Source organism: Mycobacterium sp. NGS40 (assembly GCF_059812735.1).
Genome location: NZ_JCALDG010000003.1, coordinates 182,189 through 204,007, shown reverse-complemented (window position 1 = coordinate 204,007; position 21,819 = coordinate 182,189). Strand labels below are relative to the sequence as shown.

Annotated in this window: 21 protein-coding genes; 12 read left to right on the top strand and 9 right to left on the bottom strand. The window is 66.2% G+C overall.

Annotated features, from left to right (window positions below):
• Nucleotide 1 precedes the first annotated feature (1 nt).
• The gene (locus AC5Y5O_RS06650; RefSeq protein WP_096283692.1) at nt 2–1,123 is read right to left on the bottom strand and encodes a fatty acid desaturase family protein; all 1,122 of its coding nucleotides are present in this window, start codon (nt 1,121–1,123) and stop codon (nt 2–4) included.
• A gap of 81 nt (nt 1,124–1,204) precedes the next feature.
• Nucleotides 1,205–2,323: a ferredoxin reductase gene (locus tag AC5Y5O_RS06645; protein WP_500024316.1), complete on the bottom strand. Its 1,119-nt coding sequence runs from the start codon at nt 2,321–2,323 to the stop codon at nt 1,205–1,207.
• A 69-nt stretch (nt 2,324–2,392) separates the two neighbouring features.
• Between AC5Y5O_RS06645 and AC5Y5O_RS06640 the strand changes: the two genes are divergently transcribed.
• Nucleotides 2,393–3,067 (top strand): TetR family transcriptional regulator, encoded by a 675-nt coding sequence (locus AC5Y5O_RS06640; protein WP_096283688.1) that lies wholly within the window; start codon nt 2,393–2,395, stop codon nt 3,065–3,067.
• Between the two features lie 3 nt (nt 3,068–3,070).
• On the opposite strand, the gene AC5Y5O_RS06635 is transcribed toward AC5Y5O_RS06640, so the two are convergent.
• Entirely contained in the window at nt 3,071–3,676 is a 606-nt protein-coding gene (locus AC5Y5O_RS06635) for a GNAT family N-acetyltransferase (protein WP_096283686.1), read from the bottom strand.
• A 189-nt stretch (nt 3,677–3,865) separates the two neighbouring features.
• On the opposite strand from AC5Y5O_RS06635, the gene AC5Y5O_RS06630 reads away from it, so the two are divergent.
• From AC5Y5O_RS06630 to AC5Y5O_RS06620, 3 genes are all read left to right on the top strand, one after another.
• Nucleotides 3,866–4,954: a F420-dependent hydroxymycolic acid dehydrogenase gene (locus AC5Y5O_RS06630; protein ID WP_096283684.1), complete on the top strand. Its 1,089-nt coding sequence runs from the start codon at nt 3,866–3,868 to the stop codon at nt 4,952–4,954.
• A 115-nt stretch (nt 4,955–5,069) separates the two neighbouring features.
• Nucleotides 5,070–5,771, top strand: a complete 702-nt coding sequence (locus AC5Y5O_RS06625; protein ID WP_096283682.1) for a GAF and ANTAR domain-containing protein — start codon at nt 5,070–5,072, stop codon at nt 5,769–5,771.
• A gap of 128 nt (nt 5,772–5,899) precedes the next feature.
• On the top strand, nt 5,900–7,192 hold the full coding sequence (locus AC5Y5O_RS06620) for an acyl-CoA dehydrogenase family protein (protein WP_207768438.1): 1,293 nt from the start codon (nt 5,900–5,902) through the stop codon (nt 7,190–7,192).
• A 25-nt stretch (nt 7,193–7,217) separates the two neighbouring features.
• Here AC5Y5O_RS06620 and AC5Y5O_RS06615 read toward each other — a convergent pair whose 3' ends face one another.
• Nucleotides 7,218–7,673, bottom strand: a complete 456-nt coding sequence (locus AC5Y5O_RS06615; RefSeq protein ID WP_096283679.1) for a MaoC family dehydratase — start codon at nt 7,671–7,673, stop codon at nt 7,218–7,220.
• Nucleotides 7,674–7,708: 35 nt separating this feature from the next.
• Here AC5Y5O_RS06615 and AC5Y5O_RS06610 point away from each other — a divergent pair, with 35 nt between their 5' ends.
• From AC5Y5O_RS06610 to ag85C, 5 genes are all read left to right on the top strand, one after another.
• On the top strand, nt 7,709–8,206 hold the full coding sequence (locus AC5Y5O_RS06610; protein ID WP_096283677.1) for a metallophosphoesterase family protein: 498 nt from the start codon (nt 7,709–7,711) through the stop codon (nt 8,204–8,206).
• A gap of 58 nt (nt 8,207–8,264) precedes the next feature.
• Nucleotides 8,265–8,720 carry a MarR family winged helix-turn-helix transcriptional regulator gene (locus AC5Y5O_RS06605; protein ID WP_096283675.1) on the top strand — a complete coding sequence of 152 codons (456 nt, stop codon included), beginning with the start codon at nt 8,265–8,267 and terminating at the stop codon, nt 8,718–8,720.
• On the top strand, nt 8,717–9,550 hold the full coding sequence (locus AC5Y5O_RS06600; protein ID WP_500024312.1) for an ATP-binding cassette domain-containing protein: 834 nt from the start codon (nt 8,717–8,719) through the stop codon (nt 9,548–9,550). The genes AC5Y5O_RS06605 and AC5Y5O_RS06600 overlap by 4 nt, the downstream gene beginning before the upstream one ends.
• Nucleotides 9,540–10,367, top strand: coding sequence for an ABC transporter permease (locus tag AC5Y5O_RS06595; protein WP_165796270.1), 828 nt, complete (start codon nt 9,540–9,542; stop codon nt 10,365–10,367). Before AC5Y5O_RS06600 ends, AC5Y5O_RS06595 begins: the two co-directional genes overlap by 11 nt.
• Nucleotides 10,368–10,587: 220 nt before the next feature.
• A complete protein-coding gene (gene ag85C, locus AC5Y5O_RS06590; protein WP_096283671.1) occupies nt 10,588–11,607 on the top strand; it encodes a diacylglycerol acyltransferase/mycolyltransferase Ag85C in 1,020 nt (339 codons plus the stop codon).
• Between the two features lie 58 nt (nt 11,608–11,665).
• Here ag85C and AC5Y5O_RS06585 read toward each other — a convergent pair whose 3' ends face one another.
• From AC5Y5O_RS06585 to AC5Y5O_RS06570, 4 genes are all read right to left on the bottom strand, one after another.
• Nucleotides 11,666–12,364, bottom strand: coding sequence for a YoaK family protein (locus tag AC5Y5O_RS06585; protein ID WP_096290792.1), 699 nt, complete (start codon nt 12,362–12,364; stop codon nt 11,666–11,668).
• Nucleotides 12,365–12,466: 102 nt separating this feature from the next.
• Nucleotides 12,467–13,819, bottom strand: coding sequence for a maltokinase N-terminal cap-like domain-containing protein (locus tag AC5Y5O_RS06580; protein WP_096283669.1), 1,353 nt, complete (start codon nt 13,817–13,819; stop codon nt 12,467–12,469).
• The gene (treS, locus tag AC5Y5O_RS06575; protein WP_096290791.1) at nt 13,816–15,600 is read right to left on the bottom strand and encodes a maltose alpha-D-glucosyltransferase; all 1,785 of its coding nucleotides are present in this window, start codon (nt 15,598–15,600) and stop codon (nt 13,816–13,818) included. Before treS ends, AC5Y5O_RS06580 begins: the two co-directional genes overlap by 4 nt.
• Nucleotides 15,601–15,710: 110 nt before the next feature.
• On the bottom strand, nt 15,711–16,769 hold the full coding sequence (locus tag AC5Y5O_RS06570) for a S1C family serine protease (protein ID WP_096283667.1): 1,059 nt from the start codon (nt 16,767–16,769) through the stop codon (nt 15,711–15,713).
• Nucleotides 16,770–16,926: 157 nt separating this feature from the next.
• On the opposite strand from AC5Y5O_RS06570, the gene AC5Y5O_RS06565 reads away from it, so the two are divergent.
• The 3 genes from AC5Y5O_RS06565 (at nt 16,927) to AC5Y5O_RS06555 (ending at nt 20,168) form a co-directional block, all read left to right on the top strand.
• Entirely contained in the window at nt 16,927–17,343 is a 417-nt protein-coding gene (locus tag AC5Y5O_RS06565; RefSeq protein ID WP_096283665.1) for a TIGR03668 family PPOX class F420-dependent oxidoreductase, read from the top strand.
• A 133-nt stretch (nt 17,344–17,476) separates the two neighbouring features.
• Nucleotides 17,477–19,654, top strand: a complete 2,178-nt coding sequence (locus AC5Y5O_RS06560; RefSeq protein ID WP_096283663.1) for an elongation factor G-like protein EF-G2 — start codon at nt 17,477–17,479, stop codon at nt 19,652–19,654.
• A 43-nt stretch (nt 19,655–19,697) separates the two neighbouring features.
• The gene (locus AC5Y5O_RS06555) at nt 19,698–20,168 is read left to right on the top strand and encodes a DUF2231 domain-containing protein (RefSeq protein WP_096283661.1); all 471 of its coding nucleotides are present in this window, start codon (nt 19,698–19,700) and stop codon (nt 20,166–20,168) included.
• Between the two features lie 19 nt (nt 20,169–20,187).
• Here AC5Y5O_RS06555 and AC5Y5O_RS06550 read toward each other — a convergent pair whose 3' ends face one another.
• The gene (locus tag AC5Y5O_RS06550; RefSeq protein ID WP_096283659.1) at nt 20,188–21,774 is read right to left on the bottom strand and encodes a FadD7 family fatty acid--CoA ligase; all 1,587 of its coding nucleotides are present in this window, start codon (nt 21,772–21,774) and stop codon (nt 20,188–20,190) included.
• Nucleotides 21,775–21,819 lie beyond the last annotated feature (45 nt).

Below are 21,819 nucleotides of genomic sequence, written 5' to 3'. Positions count from 1 at the left end.
CTCAGGCCGCGACGGGCTCGCGGTCGGCCGGCTTGTCGGCCTTGATCTTCGGCAGCAACGACGTCAGCTTGCCCGGGTCCGGGAAGGTCAGCCGGACGATCTTGCGCACCACGGTGCCGAACTGCTGCAGCAACGGCCCCTTGTTGTAGGGGATCCCGTAGCGCTCACAGATCTCTTGCACCTCGGGCGCGATGTCGGCATACCGGCGCGCCGGCATGTCGGGAAACAAGTGGTGCTCGATCTGGTGCGACAGGTTGCCGGACAGCAGGTGAAAGATCTTGCCACCGGTCAGGTTTGCCGAACCCAGCACCTGGCGGAAGTACCACTGGCCGCGCGACTCGTCCGTGGTCTCTTCGACGGTGAATTCCTGAGTACCGTCTGGGAAGTGGCCGCAGAAGATGATCATGTACGACCACACGTTGCGCATCAGGTTGGCCGTCATGTTGCCGGTGAAGACGAACGGCGCGAACGGGCCGGCCAGCAGCGGGAACGCGACGTAGTCCTTGAGGGTCTGGCGCTTGGTCTTCTTCCAGATCTCCTTGAGGGTGTCCTTTTTGTCCCAGACCCGGATCTCGCCGGAGCGGATCTTTTCGGTCTCCAGCTCGTGCAGCGCGACGCCGTACTGGAACAGCACCATCAGCAGGAACGCATACAGCGGGTTACCGATGAAGTAGGGCGTCCATTTCTGGTCTTCGCTCATCCGGATGATGCCGTAACCGATGTCGCGGTCCATCCCGACGATGTTGGTGTGGGTGTGGTGCATGTAATTGTGCGAATGCCGCCACTGATCGGCCGGGCACGCGGTGTCCCACTCGAACGAGCGCCCGGAGATATTCGGGTCGCGCATCCAGTCGTACTGGCCGTGCATGATGTTGTGGCCGATCTCCATGTTGTCCAGGATTTTCGCAACGCCCAGCATCGCGGTGCCCAGCAGCCAGGCCGGCGGCAGGAACAGCAGAGCGCGCCCGCCGACTTCCAGCGCCCGCTGAGTCTTGATGACGCGACGGATGTAGTCGGCGTCCGCCGCGCCGAGGTCCGCCATCACGCGATCCCGGATGGCGTCGAGTTCACGGCCGAGTTCGTTGGCCTGCTCAGGGGTAAGGGTGATCTTGTCGTGTGACATAGCTCCTCCTCCAATCGTTTACGTTCTGTGTGTAATTGGCGGCGACCCGCTGCGCTCGGCTTCGCCGGGCTTGCGATCGCCTTAAAGCGCGAGGTCGACGTCCCCGACGGGGACGGACACGCAGATCTGGATGTTTTCGTCCGGAGCGGTCGAGACCGCGCCGGTGGTCAGGCTGCGCACGGTGCCGGAGACCTTCCGGCGGGTGCAGGTGTGGCAGATGCCCATCCGGCATCCGTTCTCCGGCGTCAGGCCGGCCGATTCGGCCTGCTCGAGCAGCGAGCGACCGTCGTCGACGACGTCAACTCCGCTGTCCGCGAACGTGATTCGTCCGCCCGACGGGTTCGACGGAGCCGTGATCGCCGGCGGCACGAAGCTCTCGGTGTACACGGTGTCGCAATGCTCGCGGACAGCTTCGACCAAAGCCGTTGGGCCGCAGACGAATACCGCATCCGGGTCGGGCATCGCGGCGGCCAGATGCTGCGGCCCGAAGCGTCCGTCGAGCTCGCCCGAACCCGAACGGGTGAACCCGTGCAACACCCGGACCCCGGGCATCGCGGCCAACTCCTCGCGGTAGCAGGCCTCCGCAGGCGTGCGCGCGTAGTGGACGAACGCGATTTCCGCCCCCTGGTTTTGCAAGTGCCCCTCGGCCACCAGGGTGCGCAGCATCGCCATGACGGGCGTGATGCCACTGCCGCCGGAGATCAGGAGGATCCGCCGCGGCCTTTCGGAGGAGCCCAGCGCCGGCAGGACGAAGTCCCCGCCGACACCACTGAGCCCGACCACCATGCCGCGGCGGGCCTGTTCGTACAGGAAGTTCGAGACCAACCCGCCGTCATGACGGCCGACGGTCAACTCGAGGGTTTCGCTGCCTTCGACATTGGCCGGGGAATAGCAGCGGGTGTGCCGGCGGCCGTCGATTTCGACGGCGACGTTGACGTACTGACCGGCCTTGACGGTGTGGTTGGCGGTGAAGCTCTCGTTCGGGGCGAGGGTGAGCGTGACGCTGCGCGGCGTGGTACGCCGCACGTCGATGATCTTGGCGCGGGCTTCGCCCTGGGTCCAGGTTGGGTCTACCAGCTCGGTGTAGCGGTCGACACCGTGCGGGCCGGTAAGCAGTTCAACCAGGTCGGAACCGAGGATGCGGTTCCGGAAAGTCTTGGCGAAGTTCCGACGCGAGGTCTGACTTCTTTGAGTGAACATATGTACACCGTGCGACGTATGGGTGCAGCTAGTCAAGGGTTTCCGCAGCTCTGTGGTAGGCTTCACACAGTGAACGGTCGTACTCCTAGCTCACGGCCGCACCGTTCGGGCCGCGAGCGTTCCCGAGAAAGCCCCTCACGCGAAGAGCGCAAGGAGGCCACTCGGCGCGCCATCATCGCCGCAGCACTCAAGCTGCTGCAAGACCGCAGCTTTTCGGCCCTGAGCCTGCGTGAGGTCACCCGCGAGGTCGGTATCGTGCCCGCGGCCTTCTATCGGCACTTCGAGTCGATGGAAGCGCTCGGGCTGGTGCTGATCGACGAGTCGTTCCGGAGTTTGCGCGACACCCTGCGCGACGCGCGCGCCGGCAAGCTCGACCCGAACCGGGTGATCGAGTCGTCCGTCGAGATCCTGATCGCCAGCGTCGCCGACCGCCGCGAGCACTGGCGTCTGATCGGCCGCGAGCGCAACAGCGGGCTCAGCGTGCTGCGCTACGCGATCCGCACCGAGATCCGGCTGATCACCTCGGAGTTGGCCACCGACCTGGCCCGCTTCCCGGGCCTCAACGCGTGGAGCACAGAAGACCTCAACGTGCTGGCGACCCTGTTCGTCAACTCGATGATCGTGATCGCCGAGGCGATCGAAGACGCCCAGACCGCCGAGGCGCTCGAAGACATCCGGCGGATCGCGGTCAAACAGTTGCGCATGATCGCCATCGGCATCGCCGGCTGGCGAAGCAACCCTTGACCTCTAGCGGGGTTCACGCCACATCGCCCACAGCGGTGGGCCGCCGCCCGGCAAGGGCATTTCCTGGGTGACCTCAAAGCCGAAACGCAGGTAGTACGGCACGTTTTCGGGCTTACTCGACTCGAGATAGGCCGGGCAGTGCTCGGCATCACAGCGGTCCAGCCGCGACCGCATCAACGCCTGGCCGTAGCCCTGGCCGCGGACCGTCGGATCGCTGCCGATCGCGGCCAGATACCAGTGCGGCTCTTCGGGATGCTCGCGCTTCATCATTTCCTGGATGTCGCGTGCCATCCCGGTCCGCAACCCGAACACTCTCAAGAAGGCCGGCGTCATCGCGAACTGGGCCCGGCGGGATTCCTGCCAGTGACCCGGCGGATCCCACAGGGCAGCCGCGCCGATGCCGGATCCGTCGTCGGCCACCTCGACGCCACCCTGGGGCAGATGATGGTGGCGGGTCATGGCGGTGAACATCCGCATCAGATGCGTGGTCCGGGTCATGCTGTTGGGAAATATCCAGGCCATCACCGGATCGTCGAAGAAGGCACGGCTCAACGTGGCGGACAACTCGCGGAGATCGGCTTTGCGCGCCGGACGTGCCTGGGGGGCCATCACGCCAGGCTAATGGCAAAACCTGCCCAGGACGACGGCCCCTGGAACATCATGGTGAAGCCCGTGACCGCCGCGACGGCACCACGAGGATCGAAAGCCACAGCACGCCGATCGCGGACGCGAGCCGGCACAGCAGCACCGCCCCAACAGCACGGGTGTGACGGTGCAGACGAGGGGTACTTTAGTGCGATGACCGGACTCTCACGTCGGACATTCGGGCAGATCGCCACCGGCGTGGGGGTGCTCGGCGCCGGCGCATTGGCCGGTGGATGCTCGAGCGAACATCGTGGTTCTCCCAGTAATCCGCCGCCGGTGACCAAGGGCGTGGGAATCACGCTGTCGCACGAGCAATTTCGCACCGACCAGCTGGTGCTGCAGGCCCAGGCCGCCGAAAAGGCGGGCTTCCAATACGTCTGGGCCAGCGACCATATCCAGCCGTGGCAAGACAACGAGGGCCACTCGATGTTCCCGTGGCTGACGCTGGCGCTGGTGGGCAACAGCACCAGCCATATCTCCTTCGGCACCGGCGTCACGTGTCCGACCTACCGCTACCACCCGGCAACGGTGGCGCAGGCGTTCGCGTCGCTGGCGATCCTGAGTCCGGGCCGGGTGTTCTTGGGCGTCGGGACCGGCGAGCGGCTCAACGAGCAGGCCGCCACCAACATGTGGGGCAAATACCCCGAGCGTCACGACCGGCTGGTCGAGGCGATCCAACTGATCCGCCAGCTTTGGTCTGGCGAGCGAATCTCGTTCGCGGGCCGCTACTTTCACACCAACTCGCTGAAGCTCTACGACATACCACCGAACCCGCCGCCTATCTTCGTCGCCGCCAGCGGACCCAAAAGCGCACGGTTGGCAGGGCAATATGGCGACGGCTGGATCACTCAATCCCGCGATCTGATCAATCCGAAGCTGCTGGCCGCGCTGAACGACGGTGCCCACGCCGCCGGGCGCGATCCCGCGACGTTGGGCAAGCGAGCCGAGTTATTCGCCGTCGTCGGCGATGCCGAAGAAGCCGCCCGCACGGCTGCCTTGTGGCGATTTACCGCCGGGGCCGCCGACCAACCCAATCCGGTCGAGATTCAGCGTGCCGCCGAGGCGAACCCGATCGAGAAAGTGCTGGCCAACTGGACGGTCGGCACCGACCCCGCCACGCACGTCACCGCCGTGCAGTGGGTTCTCGACGGTGGGGCCATCCCGTTTCTGCACTTCCCACAGGGCGACCCCATCGCCGCGATCAACTTCTATCGCGACTACGTCCTGCCCAAGCTGCACTAGCTGCTTTCATCGCATCGCTTCGTTACGCTGTGGCGCAACGCATTGCGCTTTCCGCCGGTTCGTGCGGCCAACGCTGGGTACAGGCCGCGCGCCAGATCGTGCAGAATGCGATCTCATGGATCCTTCGCAGCAGAACGAAAGGCATGAGCTGGCCGTCCGCATGGCCGAGCTGGCCCGCGCAATTGCCACACCGCGCGCACTCGACCAGGTGCTCCGGGATGTCACCGAGGCAGCGGTGGAGTTGATTCCGGGAGCCGACGTCGCCGGAGTGTTGCTGGTGAAGAAGGCCGGGGAGTTCGAGTCCCTTGCCGACACCGATGGCCTGGCTGGACAGCTCGACAAACTCCAGCAAGATTTCGGCGAAGGACCCTGCGCCGAGGCGGCTCTTCAAGAAACGATTGTTCGCGCCGACGATCTCCGTAGCGAGACACGGTGGCCTCGATACGCACCGGCCGCCGTGCAGCTCGGTGTCCTCAGCGGCCTGTCATTCAAGCTGTACACGGCGGACCGCACGGCCGGCGCGCTGAACTTGTTCGGTTTCGAGGCGGGGGTATGGGACACCGAAGCGGAAACCATTGGATCGGTGCTGGCCGCGCATGCCGCGGCGGCGATCTTGGCCGAGCGGCACGGCGAACACATGCAATCAGCACTGTCGTCCAGAGATCGCATTGGCCAGGCGAAGGGCATCATCATGGAACGCTACGACGTGGATGACGTACGCGCCTTCGACATGCTGCGGCTGCTATCTCAGGAGCAACAAACAAAACTCGTCGACATCGCGGATCGGGTCATAGAAACCCGCGGCGTCGGCGACTGAGTTCGGCCGGCGCGACCACCGGCCTCCCTTGACGCCCGTACGACGGACCGCATCTACGATGAGGTAGCTCGTTGCGGGTTTTAGCTGAGATGCCGGTGCGACGGTGCGCCGGGGGATGGGTGGCCACGGTGTGGGACTTCGAAACGGACCCGGAATACCAGGCGAAGCTGGACTGGGTCGAGAAATTCATGGTCGACGAGCTGGAACCGCTCGATCTGGTCGCCCTTGATCCGTACGACAAGAAGAACGCCGAGATGATGGCCATCCTGCGGCCGTTGCAGCAACAGGTGAAGGATCAAGGCCTGTGGGCGGCGCATCTGGGCCCCGAACTCGGCGGCCAGGGCTTCGGCCAGGTCAAGCTCGCGCTGCTCAACGAAATCCTCGGACGCTCCCGCTGGGCGCCATCCGTGTTCGGCTGCCAGGCGCCGGATTCCGGCAACGCCGAAATCCTGGCGCTGTTCGGCACCGACGAGCAGAAGGCGCGTTATCTGCAGCCACTGCTCGACGGCGAGATCTCCTCGTGTTATTCGATGACCGAACCGCAGGGCGGCTCCGATCCCGGGATGTTCGTCACGAGCGCCACCCGCGACGGTGACGACTGGGTGATCAACGGCGAGAAGTGGTTCTCCTCCAACGCCAAGCATGCGTCGTTCTTCATCGTCATGGCCGTCACCAAGCCCGACGCCCGGACCTACGACAAGATGTCACTGTTCATCGTTCCGGGCGAGACGCCGGGGATCGAGATCATCCGCAACGTCGGGGTGGGCGGCGAATCGAAACACGGTTCGCACGGCTACGTCCGCTACAACGATGTCCGGGTGCCGGCCGATCACGTGCTCGGCGGTGAAGGATCGGCGTTCATGATCGCGCAGACCCGCCTCGGTGGCGGCCGGGTCCACCATGCGATGCGCACAATCGCGTTGGCGCGCAAGGCTTTCGACATGATGTGCGAGCGCGCCGTGTCACGCAAGACCCGGCATGGCCATCTCAGCGACTTTCAGATGACCCAGGAGAAGATCGCCGACAGCTGGATCCAGATCGAGCAGTTCAGGCTGCTGGTGCTGCGCACCGCCTGGCTGATCGACAAGCATCACGACTACCAGAAGGTGCGCCGCGACATCGCCGCGGTGAAGGTGGCGATGCCCCAGGTGCTGCACGACGTCGCGCAGCGCGCGCTGCACCTGCATGGCGCTCTCGGGGTCTCCGACGAGATGCCGTTCGTCAAGATGCTGGTGGCCGCCGAGTCGCTGGGCATCGCCGACGGCGCTACCGAGCTGCACAAGATGACCGTGGCCCGCCGCACGCTGCGTGAATACCAGCCTGTGACAACGCCTTTCCCGTCGGCTCACATACCGACCCGGCGCGCCGAAGCCGAGGCCCGGCTAGCCGAACGACTGGAGCACGCGATCGCCGAGTTCTGACGCATACTTTCCGGCCGAGCAGACGTCAGGAAATGTAGCGAACGATGCTTTCGGCCACACAGGCCGGCTTCGGCGACCCGTCGATCTCGACGGTGGTGGACACGATCGCCTGCACGGCGCCGCCGCCGACGTCCTCGACCGAGACCAGCGAACTGGTCGCCCGTACCTTCGACCCCACCGGCACCGGGGCGGGAAAGCGAACCTTGTTCAGGCCGTAGTTGATTGCGAGCTTGATGCCCTTGACGGTGTACATGTCGTGTTGCATCCGCGGTAGCAGCGACAGCGTCAGGTAGCCGTGGGCGATGGTCTTGCCGAAGGGACCGGCGGCCGCGCGTTCCGGGTCGACGTGGATCCACTGGTGATCACCGGTCGCGTCGGCGAAGAGGTTGACGTCTTCCTGAGTGATGGTGACCCATTCGCTTTGCCCGATGGTCTCTCCCGCGGCGGCGGCGAGGTCGGCGACTGACTCGAAGGTACGCATGCTTTCTCCTCTGCTCGCGGGTAAGCATAGAACTCGTGAGGCTGCTGCTGATTGCCGATACCCATGTGCCGAAACGCGCCCGCGATCTGCCGGCCCGGGTGTGGCAGGAGGTCGAGCAGGCCGATGTCGTCATCCACGCCGGTGACTGGATCGCGCTCGAATTGCTCGACGAGCTGGAATCCAGGGCCGCGCGCCTGGTCGGCTGCTGGGGCAACAACGACGGGCCGCGGTTGCGGGCGCGGCTGCCCGAGCGAGCGGACGTGACGCTGGCAGGCGTGCGATTCACGGTCGTGCACGAAACCGGTGCGGCGTCCGGCCGCGAGGCCCGGATGTCGCGGCTCTATCCGGACACCGACGTACTGGTATTCGGGCACAGCCACATTCCCTGGGATACGACGGCCCCGTCCGGCCTGCGCCTGCTCAACCCGGGCTCGCCGACGGATCGACGCCGCCAGCCGTTCTGCAGCTACATGACGACCAGCATCGACCACGGAGCAGTGACCGAGGTCATGCTGCACCACCTCGAGAAGTAGCCCAGATAAAGGCCCTGCACAGCCCGCACACATATATAGCTCGTAAACAGAGGTATATATGCAAGCACTGAGATCGCACCCCGACCTGGTCGGCGAAGTATTCGGCGTTGTCGGCCGATTCCGCCGCCAGCTGCGCAGATCCGCCGGGCGGGGGCTGGACTCCGCCCGGTTCACCGAGGCTCAGTCGGAGCTGCTCTGGCTGGTCGGACGCCGCCCGGGTATCTCGGTCCGCGCGGCGGCGACCGAACTCGGGTTGGTCCCCAACACCGCCTCGACGATGGTTTCCAAGCTGGTGTCCAACGGTTCGCTGATCCGGACCGTCGACGAGACCGACCGCCGCGTCTGTCAACTACGACTCGCCGAGCCCACCCAGCAGATAGTCGACGCATCGCGTGCCGTCCGGCGCGCGCTGCTGTCCGAAGTGCTGGGTGGGCTCAATGAAGACCAAATCGATTCTCTGACAAAGGGGTTGGAGGTTCTCGACATGGTGGCCCGCAGATTACAGGAGAAATGATGACGAAATTACCGATGGCGATCGACTGCCGGCACCTGACCTTCCACTACGGCCACTTCACCGCCGTCGACGACCTGACACTCAAGGTGCGGCCCGGCGAGACGATGGGCCTGCTGGGACCCAACGGCGCGGGTAAGACGACGCTGGTGCGGATGCTCACCACGCTAACCCCCGTGCAGCACGGCGAGTTGCGCATCTTCGGGATGGACTCCCGGCGCGATACCGTCGACATCCGCAGCAATATCGGTTATGTCCCGCAACAACTTTCGATCGAACCCGCATTGACCGGCCGACAGAACGTGGAATGGTTCGCCCGGCTCTACGGGGTACCGCGCGGCGAGCGGGCCGACCGGGTCGGTCAGGCGCTGGACGCGATGGAACTACTCGATGTGGCCGACCGGCTGGCCGGCACCTATTCCGGCGGCATGGTGCGCCGCCTGGAAGTGGCACAGGCCTTGGTCAATCGCCCGTCGCTGCTGGTGCTCGACGAGCCGACCGTGGGGTTGGACCCGATCGCGCGCGACGGCGTGTGGAACCAGGTGCAGAGCATGCAGGCCCAGTTCGGCATGACCGTGCTGCTGACCACGCACTACATGGAGGAAGCCGACGCCTTGTGCGATCGCGTCGCGCTGATGCATCGCGGCGTCCTGCGCGCCGTGGGCACACCCACTGAGCTGAAGTCGAAGGTGTCGCCCGGCGCGACGCTCGAGGACGTCTTCCGCCACTTTGCGTCCACGGACCTGCGCGGCGACTCCGCGTCCTCGGCAGTATCCAAGTCGGACTTCCGCGAAATCCGTTCCAGCAGAGAGGTTGCCAGCCGTGCCAGTTGATCACACCTGCGAACTCCCGGCCACCACGCTGGTGCGCGCACCGCGCGGATGGCAGCGGGTCAGCGCGACCTTCGGGCGCGTCGGCGCGTTCGCGATCGTCGAACTGCAGAAGCTGCGGCACGACCGCACCGAGCTCGTCACCCGGATGGTGCAACCGGCGCTGTGGTTGCTGATCTTCGGGACCACCTTCAGCAAGTTGCGCGTCATCAACACCGGATCGGTGTCCTACCAGGCCTTCCTGGCCCCGGGCATCATCGCGCAGTCGGCGCTGTTCATCTCGATCTTCTATGGCATCCAGATCATTTGGGACCGCGACGCCGGCGTGCTGTCCAAACTGATGGTGACGCCGGCGCCGGCGGCGTCGTTGATCACCGGCAAAGCGTTCGCGGCCGGTGTGCGCTCGGTCGCCCAAGTCGTCGGGGTGCTGGCGTTGGCTTACCTGATGCGCGTCGGTCTGACCGTCAACCCGCTGCGCATCCTGGCGGCCATGGTCACCGTGATGCTCGGCGCGGCGTTCTTCGCCTGCCTGTCGATGACGCTGGCCGGACTGGTCCGCAATCGCGATCGCCTGATGGGTATCGGACAGGCCATCACGATGCCGTTGTTCTTCGCGTCCAACGCGCTGTACCCGGTCGATGTGATGCCGTCGTGGCTGCGTGTGCTGAGCACCGTCAACCCGCTGAGTTACGAGGTCGACGCGTTGCGCGGGCTGTTGATCGGCACCCCGCTGAACTTGTTGGACTTCGTCGTGCTGGTCGTGGCGGCGCTGCTTGGAATTGCCACGGCCTCAACACTTTTGCGCCGCTTGGTCGCCTAGGCGGTAGCGCATACGCGGTCGCGTCGCAAGAGGGTGGCACGGTTCGAGGATCGATCGTGACCCTAACGAGATGATAACTCGGCGACTCTGAATCGTTAGCCAACCGCGATCTGCGGGCCCGGCCGTGACAGGCGATTCGAATCCCACGTCTGTGTTTCACTCCCCGAGAACAGATTCCACCGCGCGACGCGGCAGATGAGAGTTGGGATGGGTTATCGCTATGACATTCGTTGGGAAGTTGCGTGGCGCTGCGACATTTCTGCCGCGCCGACTGGCGATCGCGGTTGTAAGCGCTGCCCTGTTGTCCGGTCTGGTCGCTGTGGTCGGCGGCTCGGCGACTGCGGGGGCGTTCTCGAAGCCGGGTCTTCCAGTGGAGACCCTGCAGATTCCATCACCGTCGATGGGGCGCAACATCAAGGTCCAGTTCCAGGGCGGCGGACCGCACGCGGTCTACCTGCTCGACGGGCTGCGGGCGCAGGATGACTTCAACGGCTGGGACATCAACACCCCGGCGTTCGAGGAGTTCTACCAGTCCGGCATTTCGGTGATCATGCCTGTCGGCGGCCAGTCCAGCTTCTACAGCAACTGGTACCAGCCGTCGGCAAGCAACGGCCAGAACTACACCTACAAGTGGGAGACCTTCCTGACCCAGGAGATGCCGCTGTGGTTGCAGGCCAACAAGCAGGTGTCGCCGTTCGGCAACGCCGCGGTGGGATTGTCGATGTCGGGTGGCTCCGCGATGATCCTGGCCGCCTACTACCCGCAGCAGTTCCCCTACGCCGCTTCGCTTTCCGGCTTCCTCAACCCCTCCGACGGCTGGTGGCCGACGCTGATCGGCTTGGCGATGAGCGACTCGGGCGGCTACAGCGCCAACAGCATGTGGGGTCCGTCGACCGACCCGGCGTGGAAGCGCAACGACCCGATGCTGCAGATCCCGCGGCTGGTCGCCAACAACACCCGGGTCTGGGTGTACTGCGGTAACGGCACACCGAGCGACCTCGGCGGCGACAACATGCCGGCGAAGTTCCTCGAGGGCCTGACGCTGCGCACCAACGAGCAGTTCCAGAACAACTACGTGGCAGCGGGTGGACGCAACGGTGTGTTCAACTTCCCTGCCAACGGAACTCACTCGTGGCCCTACTGGAACCAGCAGCTGATGGCGATGAAGCCCGACATGCTGCAGGTGCTCAACTCGCCCGCTGCTGCACCACCTGCCCCGGCCGCCGCTCCCGCCGGCTGAGCATGGCAAAGTCGGCCTCGGCAGCAGCCGCACCAATCAGTGCTGCTGCCGAGGCCACTTATTCCTTGGCGTCCTTTTTTCTCAGCTCTTCCTGGCGGTCCTGATGGAAATAGGTGTAGACGGTGGTCAAAGCGCACACGGCGGTGGCGGCCACCAGCATCGCGGTGCCGTTGACGACCGAACCGATGAAGCCGCCCAGCGTGGCGCCTAGGACGATGCTGGCGAACAGCAGAAAGTAACCCAGCCAGTCGGCAGCCCGACCACCGGCGATGTGTCGCTCGATGCCCTGGCCCATCTTGACCAGCGTGCCGGTCACGTAGCTCAAGGGCACCGACACCTCGCCGTTCTTGACGAAAGAAGTGTTCAAAGCGCCGATGCCGAACGCCATCAGCGCGATTGGCGGGAAGTCCACATCGCTTTCACTCCAGCCCTCATCGATTACGTCGACCAAGGTGGCGGCGATCAGACTGAAGGTGGTCAGCACGGTCGGTCCGTGTGGGTGCGCCACCCAGAAATGCCGGCGGCAGGCCGATGCGATCACCACCCCGGCAACGAAGCACAGGATCAGCAGCATCGCGGCCACCGAAGGCCACACCTCGCCGCGGAAGAACCCGAGCGGAGCACGTTGGGCGTTGCCCGTCATGAAGGTCACCAAGTATCCGGCGGAATGAAGAAAGGAGGTCGCACCCAGCACACCCGCCAGCGCCCCTAAGACCCAGGACAGCCGTGTCTCGCTGTTGAAGATTTCATTCGCCACGGAAACCATGCAAGCAGAGCTCGTCGACGCGCGCACGGATCGCATTGGAAACGCATAGGAAACGCATGTATCGGGCCTGCCCGACACATGCGACGCCGAAAATCAATCGGCCGCTGTCAGCCGGGCGATGGACCGCAGCGGGATGGGCAGCCATCCCGGCCGGTGCCGCGCCTCATAGCCGGCCTCGTACACGGCCTTGTCGAGTTCATATGCGGCCAGCAGCCGCGCCGAATCACGCGGGTCGGTTCCCGACGCGGCCGCATAGCCGTCGCAGAAGGCGGCGCGGTTGCGCTCGACCCATTCGCGGGCGCGCGCCGCCAGCTGCTTGTCGCCCTCGTGGTCCACCAGCGGCCCGTAGGCGGCGTACTCGTACGACCGCAGTACACCGGCCACGTCGCGCAGCGGCGAATCCGGGGCCCGTCGCTCGTCCAGTGGCTGGCCGGGCTCACCCTCGAAGTCGATCAGCACCCAGCTCTCCGGGGTGCGCAGCACCTGCCCCAGGTGCAGGTCACCGTGCACGCGCTGGACGGTGATCGTCTCGCCGGCCAGCTTGCCGAAGCGCTCCTCGACCGTCGCCGCGTACTCTTCCAGCTCGGGCACCAGCGCCGCCGTCGACGCCAACCGGGCCAGCACGTTGTCCACCGGGAAGGTGGTCTGCGCGGTGCCCAGGGTTTCGGCGAGGGTGGCGTGCACGGACGCGACGGCCTCCCCGAGCCGGTAGGACTCACCGGCGAAGTCGCCGCCGACCTCGTGGGCATACAGGTCACCCTCGGCGAACAGGTCGCGGACGCTGGCCGTGGCCATGGCCCAGCCCTCGGCGGCGTTGGCCTCGAACTCGGTGACCATGCCCAGCGGCCATGCCGTGTCCTCGGCGCCGTCGTCCCCGGCAATCTCGTAGGTGCCTAACAGCCGGGCCACGTTCGGGTTGCCGGCGCGGCCCAGCACCCGGTTCAGCTCGATGTCGGGGTTGATGCCGCTGCTGACCCGACGAAAGACCTTGAAGATCGCGTCCCGATCGAAGATCACGCTGGTGTTCGACTGCTCGGCGTCGGCGACCCGCGGCCACGCCTCCAGCGGAAGCGTGGCATCGGGCTCTTTGCGAAACACCACTTCGGTGCCATCCGCGTCGCGCGCCGCGGACTGGTCGATCAGCGACAGCAGGAACCGCGGACCGTCGGTTCCATACAGCGCGTCGTAACCGGTCCGGTCGCCGGCCGAGCCGATGGTGGCCACCGTGTTGTACTCGGTGACCGGCTCGGCGTCCCACCCGACCAGCACCTGATAGCGCTCCGCGGGGCCGCTGGCGTAGGTGGCGTCGACCAGCACCAGCTCGAGATTGTCGCGCAACGCAACGACCAGCCCGGCCTCGGCGCGGATCAGCTGACGATTGCGCCCGGCGTACCAACGTTGCTGCGGCAGCCATTCGGTCCAGGGCAGCTTGGCTGACTGACTCATGAGTTCTCCTCCGATGCGCACAGCTGGAACCAGTAGAACCCATGTCCCGGCAGTGTCAGCAAATAGGGCAGATGTCCGATCCGCGGAAACTCCACTTGGCCGGTGAGTTCGATCGGCGTGTGGCCGCTCCAATGTTGCAGGTTCAACTCGATCGGCTGCGGAAACCGCGAGAGGTTGTTGACGCATAGCACGATGTCTCCGTCGTCGGGTGCTTGACGCAGAAACGCCAGCACCGACGGATTTGAGCCGCCGAGTTCCTCGAACGATCCGATCGCGAACGCGTCGTGGCGGCGCCGCACCGACAGCATCATGCGGGTGAAGTTGAGCAGTGACGTCGAGGTGTCGCGCTGCGCCTCGACGTTGACGGCCTGATAGCCGTAGACCGAGTCCTGACTCGGCGGCAAATAAAGCCGGCCGGGATTGGCCTTGGAGAAGCCGGCGTTGCGGTCCGGGGTCCACTGCATCGGGGTGCGCACGCCGTCGCGGTCACCGAGCCAGATGACGTCGCCCATGCCGATCTCGTCGCCGTAGTACAGCACCGGTGAGCCGGGCAGCGACAGCAGCAGCCCGGTGAACAGCTCGATCTGGTTGCGGTCGTTGTCCAGCAGCGGCGCCAGCCGGCGGCGGATTCCCACGTTGGCCTTCATCCGCGGGTCCTTGGCGTACTCGGAGTACATGTAGTCGCGCTCTTCGTCGCTGACCATCTCCAGCGTCAGCTCGTCGTGGTTACGCAGGAAGATCCCCCACTGCGCCATGTCCGGGATCTCGGGCGTCTGGGCCAGGATCTCCGAGATCGGGAACCGCGACTCGCGCCGCACCGCCATGAAGATGCGCGGCATCAGCGGGAAGTGGAACGCCATGTGGCATTCGTCGCCCCCGGTGCTGGGGTCACCGAAGTACTCCACGACGTCGGCGGGCCACTGATTGGCCTCGGCCAGCAACACCCGGCCCGGGAACTCGTCGTCGATGACCTTGCGGACTCGCCGCAGGAAGGCGTGGGTCTCCGGCAGATTCTCGCAGTTGGTGCCCTCACGCTCGAAGAGGTACGGCACCGCATCCAGCCGGAACCCGTCGATACCCAGATCCAGCCAGAACCGCAGCACGTCGATCATCGCCTCTTGCACGGCCGGGTTGTCGTAGTTCAGGTCCGGCTGATGCGAGAAGAACCGGTGCCAGTAGAACTGCTTGCGGACCGGGTCGAACGTCCAGTTCGACTCCTCGGTATCGATGAAGATGATGCGCGCGTCGGTGTATTTCTCGCTGGTATCGCTCCACACGTAGAAGTCGCCATACGGGCCGTCCGGGTCGTGGCGGGACTCCTGAAACCACGGGTGCGAATCCGAAGTGTGGTTCATCACCAAATCGGTGATGACCCGGATCCCCCGCTCGTGTGCCGCGTTGAGCAACGCCACGAAGTCATCGACGTCGCCGAACTCGGGCAGCACCTTGTAGAAGTCACGAATGTCATAACCACCGTCGCGCAGCGGCGAGTCGTAGAACGGCGGCAGCCAGATGCAGTCGATCCCCAGCCACTGCAAATAGTCCAGGCGCTGCAGCAGCCCGCGCAGATCGCCGGACCCGTCCGCGTTGCCGTCCAGGAACGCCCGAACCAGCACCTCGTAGAAGACCGCGTGCTTGAACCAGGTCGGATCGGCCGGCAGCGAGGCCGCGATCTCGAAGTCCTCGGCGTTGGGGTGTTCGACGACACCCCCCTCGACGTGGCTGCCTCCCGCGGGATCGTGCTCCGAATCCTTCTTCGAGGCGTCGTTTGCGTCGTTCATCAATTCCACGATGCCACGTGTACCCGAGGCGAGCAGATCGGAACCACCTCGCTAATCTGCCCTCCCAGCAACCGAATTGGCCTCCGGTCAGGCATTTGGGCGCTTCCCGATCAGGCCGGAGGCCCGTCGCCCAGCGTCACAGGCCCGCTGCGGGGAGCGCCGCCGGAGTTCCAGTGCAGCGTGATCACGTCCCCGGGGTGATGCGGGACCAGGACGTCGGTCATCGCGGTGGGACCGTTGATCGGCACATTGTCCACCGCGGTGATGATGTCACCGGGCGCAATGCCACTCCCCGCGGCGGGACCGCCGTCGACCAGGCGTTGGACCCGGGCACCGTTGCCGCCGTTTTCCGCAACGCCCATGCCGATGAAGGCCGTGGGCCCGATGTGCACGGTGTTGGACCCGGCGCCGGAGCGGATCTGGTTGGCGACGCCCATCGCGTGACCGATCGGGATCGCGAAGCCTTGTCCGCCGGACATCTTGTAGCTGTCGGTGGCGGCGGTGTCCACGCCGACCACCTGCCCGGCGTTGTTGACCAGCGGCCCACCCGAGTCGCCGGGCTTGATCGCGGTGTCGGCCTGGATCAGTCCACCCAGCGTCTCGTCGGCGCCGGTCAGGGTGTCGGTGGCCGAGACGGTCTGGTTGAGCGCGACGACGCGTCCGGGCACCACGCTCGGCGCTCCGCCCTGTCCGTGGGTGTTGCCGAGCGCGGTCACCGGCTCGCCGACCCCGACGCCGCCACCGATTGCGGCGGCAGGCAGGCCGCCGGCCCCCCGCAGCTGCAGCACCGCGATATCGGCGGTGCGGGAGTAGCCGATCACGTCGACACCGTAGGTCTGGCCATTGCCGACATCGAACGCGGAGATGTCAGTGGCAGCCGAGATCACGTGGTTGTTGGTGAGCACTACACCACCGGGATCGATGACGATTCCGGTTCCGGCCCCGATCGCGTTGTTGTAGCCGAACCGGGTGCTGATGTTGACGACCGCGGGTCCGACCTGGCCGGCGATGTCCAGCGGGAACATCGGTGCGTCGGGGACGCGGTCGGACGCCAGGGTTGACGGCGATGCAGCTGCCGGCACCGTGTTCAGGCCCAGACCCAGTCCCACCACAGCCAGCACACTGACCAGCCATGACCACCAGACCGAGCGGGGGTGCCCTTTGCTCATCCCGTACCTCCCTGATTGGGGTGCGAACCAGAAGCGGCCCAGCCTCCACGTCTGGACCGCACATTTTGTGTACCTCACCGTAATGCAGGTAGCTAGTTCAGGGCGCACGGAACGCTGATCGGCTTTTACGCCCGTTAGCTGGCTCTAAGCTGGTTCAGTGGGCGAATCCGACCCCAAAGCTCGGTTCACGCGGTCCCCGGTGGCGCGGCTGGCGACCAGTTCGGCCGACGGAAAACCGCACCTGGTGCCGGTTGTCTTCGCGGTCCATGAAGGCGTCAGCGACATGGTCTACACCGCGATCGACGCGAAACCCAAGAGCACGCAGCGGCTGCGCCGGCTGGCCAACATCGCGAGCAACGCGCAGGTCAGCCTGCTCGTTGACCATTACGCCGACGAGTGGACGCAGTTGTGGTGGGTCCGGGCCGACGGCGAGGCTCGCATCCATACCGACGGCGCGGCACTGCACACCGGCTACCGGCTGTTGCGCGCCAAATACCCTCAGTACCAATCGGTTTCGCTCAACGGCCCAGTCATCGAGATCACGGTGCACCGCTGGTCGAGCTGGCACGCCTGACCCGGCGCGTCGCAGCGGGCAATTGTGGCCGGCCCGTGGCCTTGTATTGGGCGGCAGTTGGGAGAAAGGTTGCCTGAATACGTTGTGTGAGCTAGGACACACCGTGCCGGACCGAGCGGACTGGAGGAAGGTCATGGCGGACAAGGCGAACGCTTCGGTGGGCACGGGAGCAGCTCCCACCGCCAACTGTCCCGGCGATGTCCGCAACGTCGTTCTGGTGGGCCCCTCGGGCGGCGGCAAGACGACGCTGGTCGAGGCCCTGCTCGTCGCGGGCGGCGTGCTGACCAGGGCGGGATCGGTGACCGACGGCAGCACCGTCTGCGACTACGACGACGCCGAGATCCGCCAACAGCGGTCGGTGGGCGTCGCGGTGGCCTCGCTGGCGCACGGCGGCATCAAGATCAACCTGGTCGACACGCCCGGCTACGCCGACTTCGTCGGCGAGCTGCGCGCCGGATTGCGTGCCGCGGATTGCGCATTGTTCGTGATCGCGGCCAACGAGGGCTGCGACGGCATTGACGAACCGACCAAGTCGCTGTGGCAGGAGTGCAGCCAGGTCGGCATGCCCCGCGCCGTGGTGATCACCAAGCTCGACCATGCCCGCGCCAACTACCTGGAAGCGCTGCAGGCCGCCCAAAACGCGTTCGGCGACAAGGTTTTACCGCTCTACCTGCCGATCGGCTCGCCGGCCTGCGAAGGCTTGATCGGCCTGCTGTCGCAGCAGCGCTACCGATACTCCGGTCGCACCCGGACCATCGAGGCGCCCGATCCCGGCGACGCCGACCGGATCGAGGACGCGCGCGGCACGCTGATCGAGGGCATCATCGAGGAATCCGAGGACGAGTCCCTGATGGAGCGCTACCTCGGCGGTGCGGCGATCGACGAGGCCGTGCTGATCGACGACCTGGAGCGCGCGGTCGCCCGCGGGTCGTTCTTCCCGGTGATCCCGGTCTGCAGCGGCACCGGCGTCGGCACCCTGGAACTGCTCGAGGTCGCTACCCGTGGGTTCCCGTCCCCGATGGAACATCGGATGCCGGAGGTGTTTACGCCGCATGGCGCTCCGCACGCCGAGCTGGCGTGCGACGCGGCAGCGCCGTTGTTGGCAGAGGTGGTGAAGACGACGTCTGACCCCTACGTCGGCAGGGTGAGTCTGGTCCGGGTGTTTTCCGGGACCATCCGGCCCGACACGACGGTGCATGTGTCGGGCCATTTTTCGGCCTTCTTCGGGCAGACCAACGGCAACGGCTCCCGCGGCCGCACCCACCCCGACCACGACGAAGACGAACGCATCGGGGTGCTGTCCTTCCCGCTGGGCAAGCAGCAGCGACCCGCACCCGAGGTGGTGGCCGGCGACATCTGCGCGATCGGCAAGCTCAGCCGTGCCGAGACCGGCGACACCCTGTCCGACAAGGCCGCGCCCCTGGTGCTCAAACCGTGGGCGATGCCCGAACCGCTGCTGCCGATCGCCATTGCGGCCCATGCCAAGACCGACGAGGACAAGCTGTCGGTCGGGCTGGGCCGGTTGGCCGCCGAGGACCCGACCCTGCGGATCGAGCAGAATCAGGAAACACACCAGATCGTGCTGTGGTGCATGGGTGAGGCCCACGCCGGCGTCGTGCTCGAGGCACTGGCCAGCCGCTACGGCGTCACCGTGGACGCGGTGGAACTGCGCGTCCCGCTGCGGGAGACGTTCGGCGGCAAGGCAAAAGGCCACGGTCGCCACGTCAAGCAGTCCGGCGGTCACGGCCAATACGCGGTGTGTGACATCGAGGTGGAGCCGCTGCCGGAAGGCTCCGGATTCGAGTTCGTCGACAAGGTGGTCGGCGGGGCGGTCCCGCGACAATTCATCCCGAGCGTGGAGAAGGGAGTCCGCGCGCAGATGGAAAAGGGCGTGCACGCGGGATATCCGGTGGTCGACATCCGAGTCACCCTGCTCGACGGCAAGGCCCACAGCGTGGACTCGTCGGACTTCGCGTTCCAGATGGCGGGTTCCCTGGCGCTGCGGGAGGCCGCCGCCGCGACGAAAATCGCACTGCTCGAGCCGATCGACGAGATCGCGGTGCTGGTGCCCGACGATTTCGTCGGCGCGGTGATGGGAGACTTGTCCGGCCGGCGCGGTCGCGTGCTGGGAACCGACACCGCGGGCCAGGACCGCACGCTGGTGCGCGCCGAGGTCCCCGCGGTCGAACTGACCCGATACGCGATCGATCTGCGTTCGCTGGCGCACGGCGCAGCGTCGTTCACCCGCACGTTTGCCCGCTACGAACCGATGCCGGAGTCCGCTGCGACCCGAGCGAAGGCTACTGTTTGAAAGCACTTGATAAACAGCCAGATTGGGAGCCCCGGATTCGCGTATGTCAACGTTCAATGGGCTTCCTGCCCATATCCTGCTCAATCATTTCGTCGTTGTCCTGGCTCCGCTGGCGGCGGTTCTGGCGATCCTGTGCGTGGTGTGGCCCGCCGCGCGGCGCCGGCTGATCTGGCTGGTTCTGTTGCTGGCGGTGGGCACGCTCGTCCTGACCCCGTTGACGACCACCGCGGGCGTCTGGCTGTCGGCTCGCGTCGGTGCTCAGACGCCGGTGCTCACCAACCACGAGCAACTCGGCTCCACCCTGATCTACATCGTCGCGGCACTGGCGGCGACGGTCACGGCGCTGGCCGTGCTGCACGTGCGTGAGGCGCACGGTGTGGACATGAAACTCACCCTGCACGCCGCGGTCGGGGCGCTGGTGGTCATCGCGGCGGTGGCCACCCTGGTGCAGACCTACCGGGTCGGTGATTCGGGTGCGCGCGCCGCGTGGGGGAACGTGACGTCGGGCCAGTGAGGTTGGCGCACAGCCTTTCTCAGACTCCGCCAAACTGCCGGGCCACGGCCCGCCGATCCAGCGAACCCTTGGCGGTATGCGGCAGTTCGCCGGTGTGCAGGAAGGTGGCCGGCACCTCGTAGGGCGCCAGCCGGTCACGGCAGAATTCCGTCAGCTCCTCGGGGCTGGGCGCAGTCGTGCCCCGCGCGACGATCACCGCGGCCACCGTCTCGCCGTACATCGTGTCCGGCAGCCCGAGCACGGCCACCTCCAGGATGCCGGGGTGGCTGGCCAGCACGCCCTCGACGCGTTCCGGCGAAATCTTCTCGCCGCCCCGGTTGATCAGTTCCTTGATCCGCCCGCGAATGCTCAGGTCACCCGCGGGGGACAGCGACCCGAGGTCGCCGGTGCGCAGCCAGCCGTCGGTGAAGTTGGCGGCGGTGATCGCCGGGTCGCCGAGGTAGCCGCGCACCACGGTCGGGCCACGAAGCCAGACCTCGCCGACGGCCTCGGGCGGCAGCGATTCACCGCCGGGCCCGGCGATCCGGATCTCCGGGCTGGTTGACTTTCCGACGAGACCTGTTGTCTCGGCGGGGTTTTGGTCTTGCTCGATGTCAGTGGTGGCGACCTGATGGGTGCCTTCGGTCATCCCGAACGCGCATACCACGCTGGCGCCGAAGGTGTCTTGCAGGGCCTGAGCCGTTTCCGTGGTGAGCGGAGCGCTGCAGCTGCGGATGAAGTGCAGCGCGACCCCTCCGCGTTCCGGTCGCTGCGTCTTGGCGCGCTCCAACAGGATCTGGTGAATGGTCGGAACCGCGGTGTACCAGGTGGCCCCGACGGCGTTGATGTCGTCCCAGAAGGTGTGCGCCGAGAACTTCCCTCGCGCGGGCAACAGCACGGTCCCACCGGATGCCAGCGTCGACAGCAGCGCGGCGATCAGACCGTGGCCGTGGTAGAGCGGCATCACCGCGACCGTCGCATCCGCCGGGCCCAGCTGATAGGCGGCGATGATGGCCCGCACCGAGCTGGCGATGTTCGTGTGTGTCCACGGGACCATCTTCGGCATCCCGGTGGTGCCGCCGGTGAACATGATCATCGCGTCGTCGTCGCGGAGGCCCTCGGGCACCGCCGCGTCCGGGTTCGGTGCCGCGGGCGCGTCCAGGTCGACCGACGACGCGGCGCCGTCAGCGCCGACGGTCACCGCGAACGTCCACCACACCAATCCCGGCTCCTCCTTGTCACCGGGACCCTCGCCGTCGACAAGCACCACACCCGCGCCGGCGACCTCACTGCGGGCACGCTGGTCACCGACGGGCAACGCCGGGTCCAGCGGCACCGCGATCAGCCCAGCGCGGGACGCCGCCAACAAACCCACGACGAATTCGGCGTTGCTGCCTGAGCGCAGCGCGATCCGGTCCCCCGGCCGCAGGCCGCCGTCCTTGAGCTGTCCGGCCAAGTCGTCGACCAGTCGCACCAGCTCGCCGTAGCTGACCGGCCTGCGATCGGGAGTGACGACGAGCGCCGTCGCCTCCGGCTCCCGGATTGCGGCCGCCGCCACCAGATCGGCGATGCTCGGGGATTCGTCGGTCAACCCCGCCGCCGGGGTGATCAAGTCAGACATCGCCATAGTCCTTCCGCTTTCTCGCATGTGTATCAGCACCTGATTGCACGA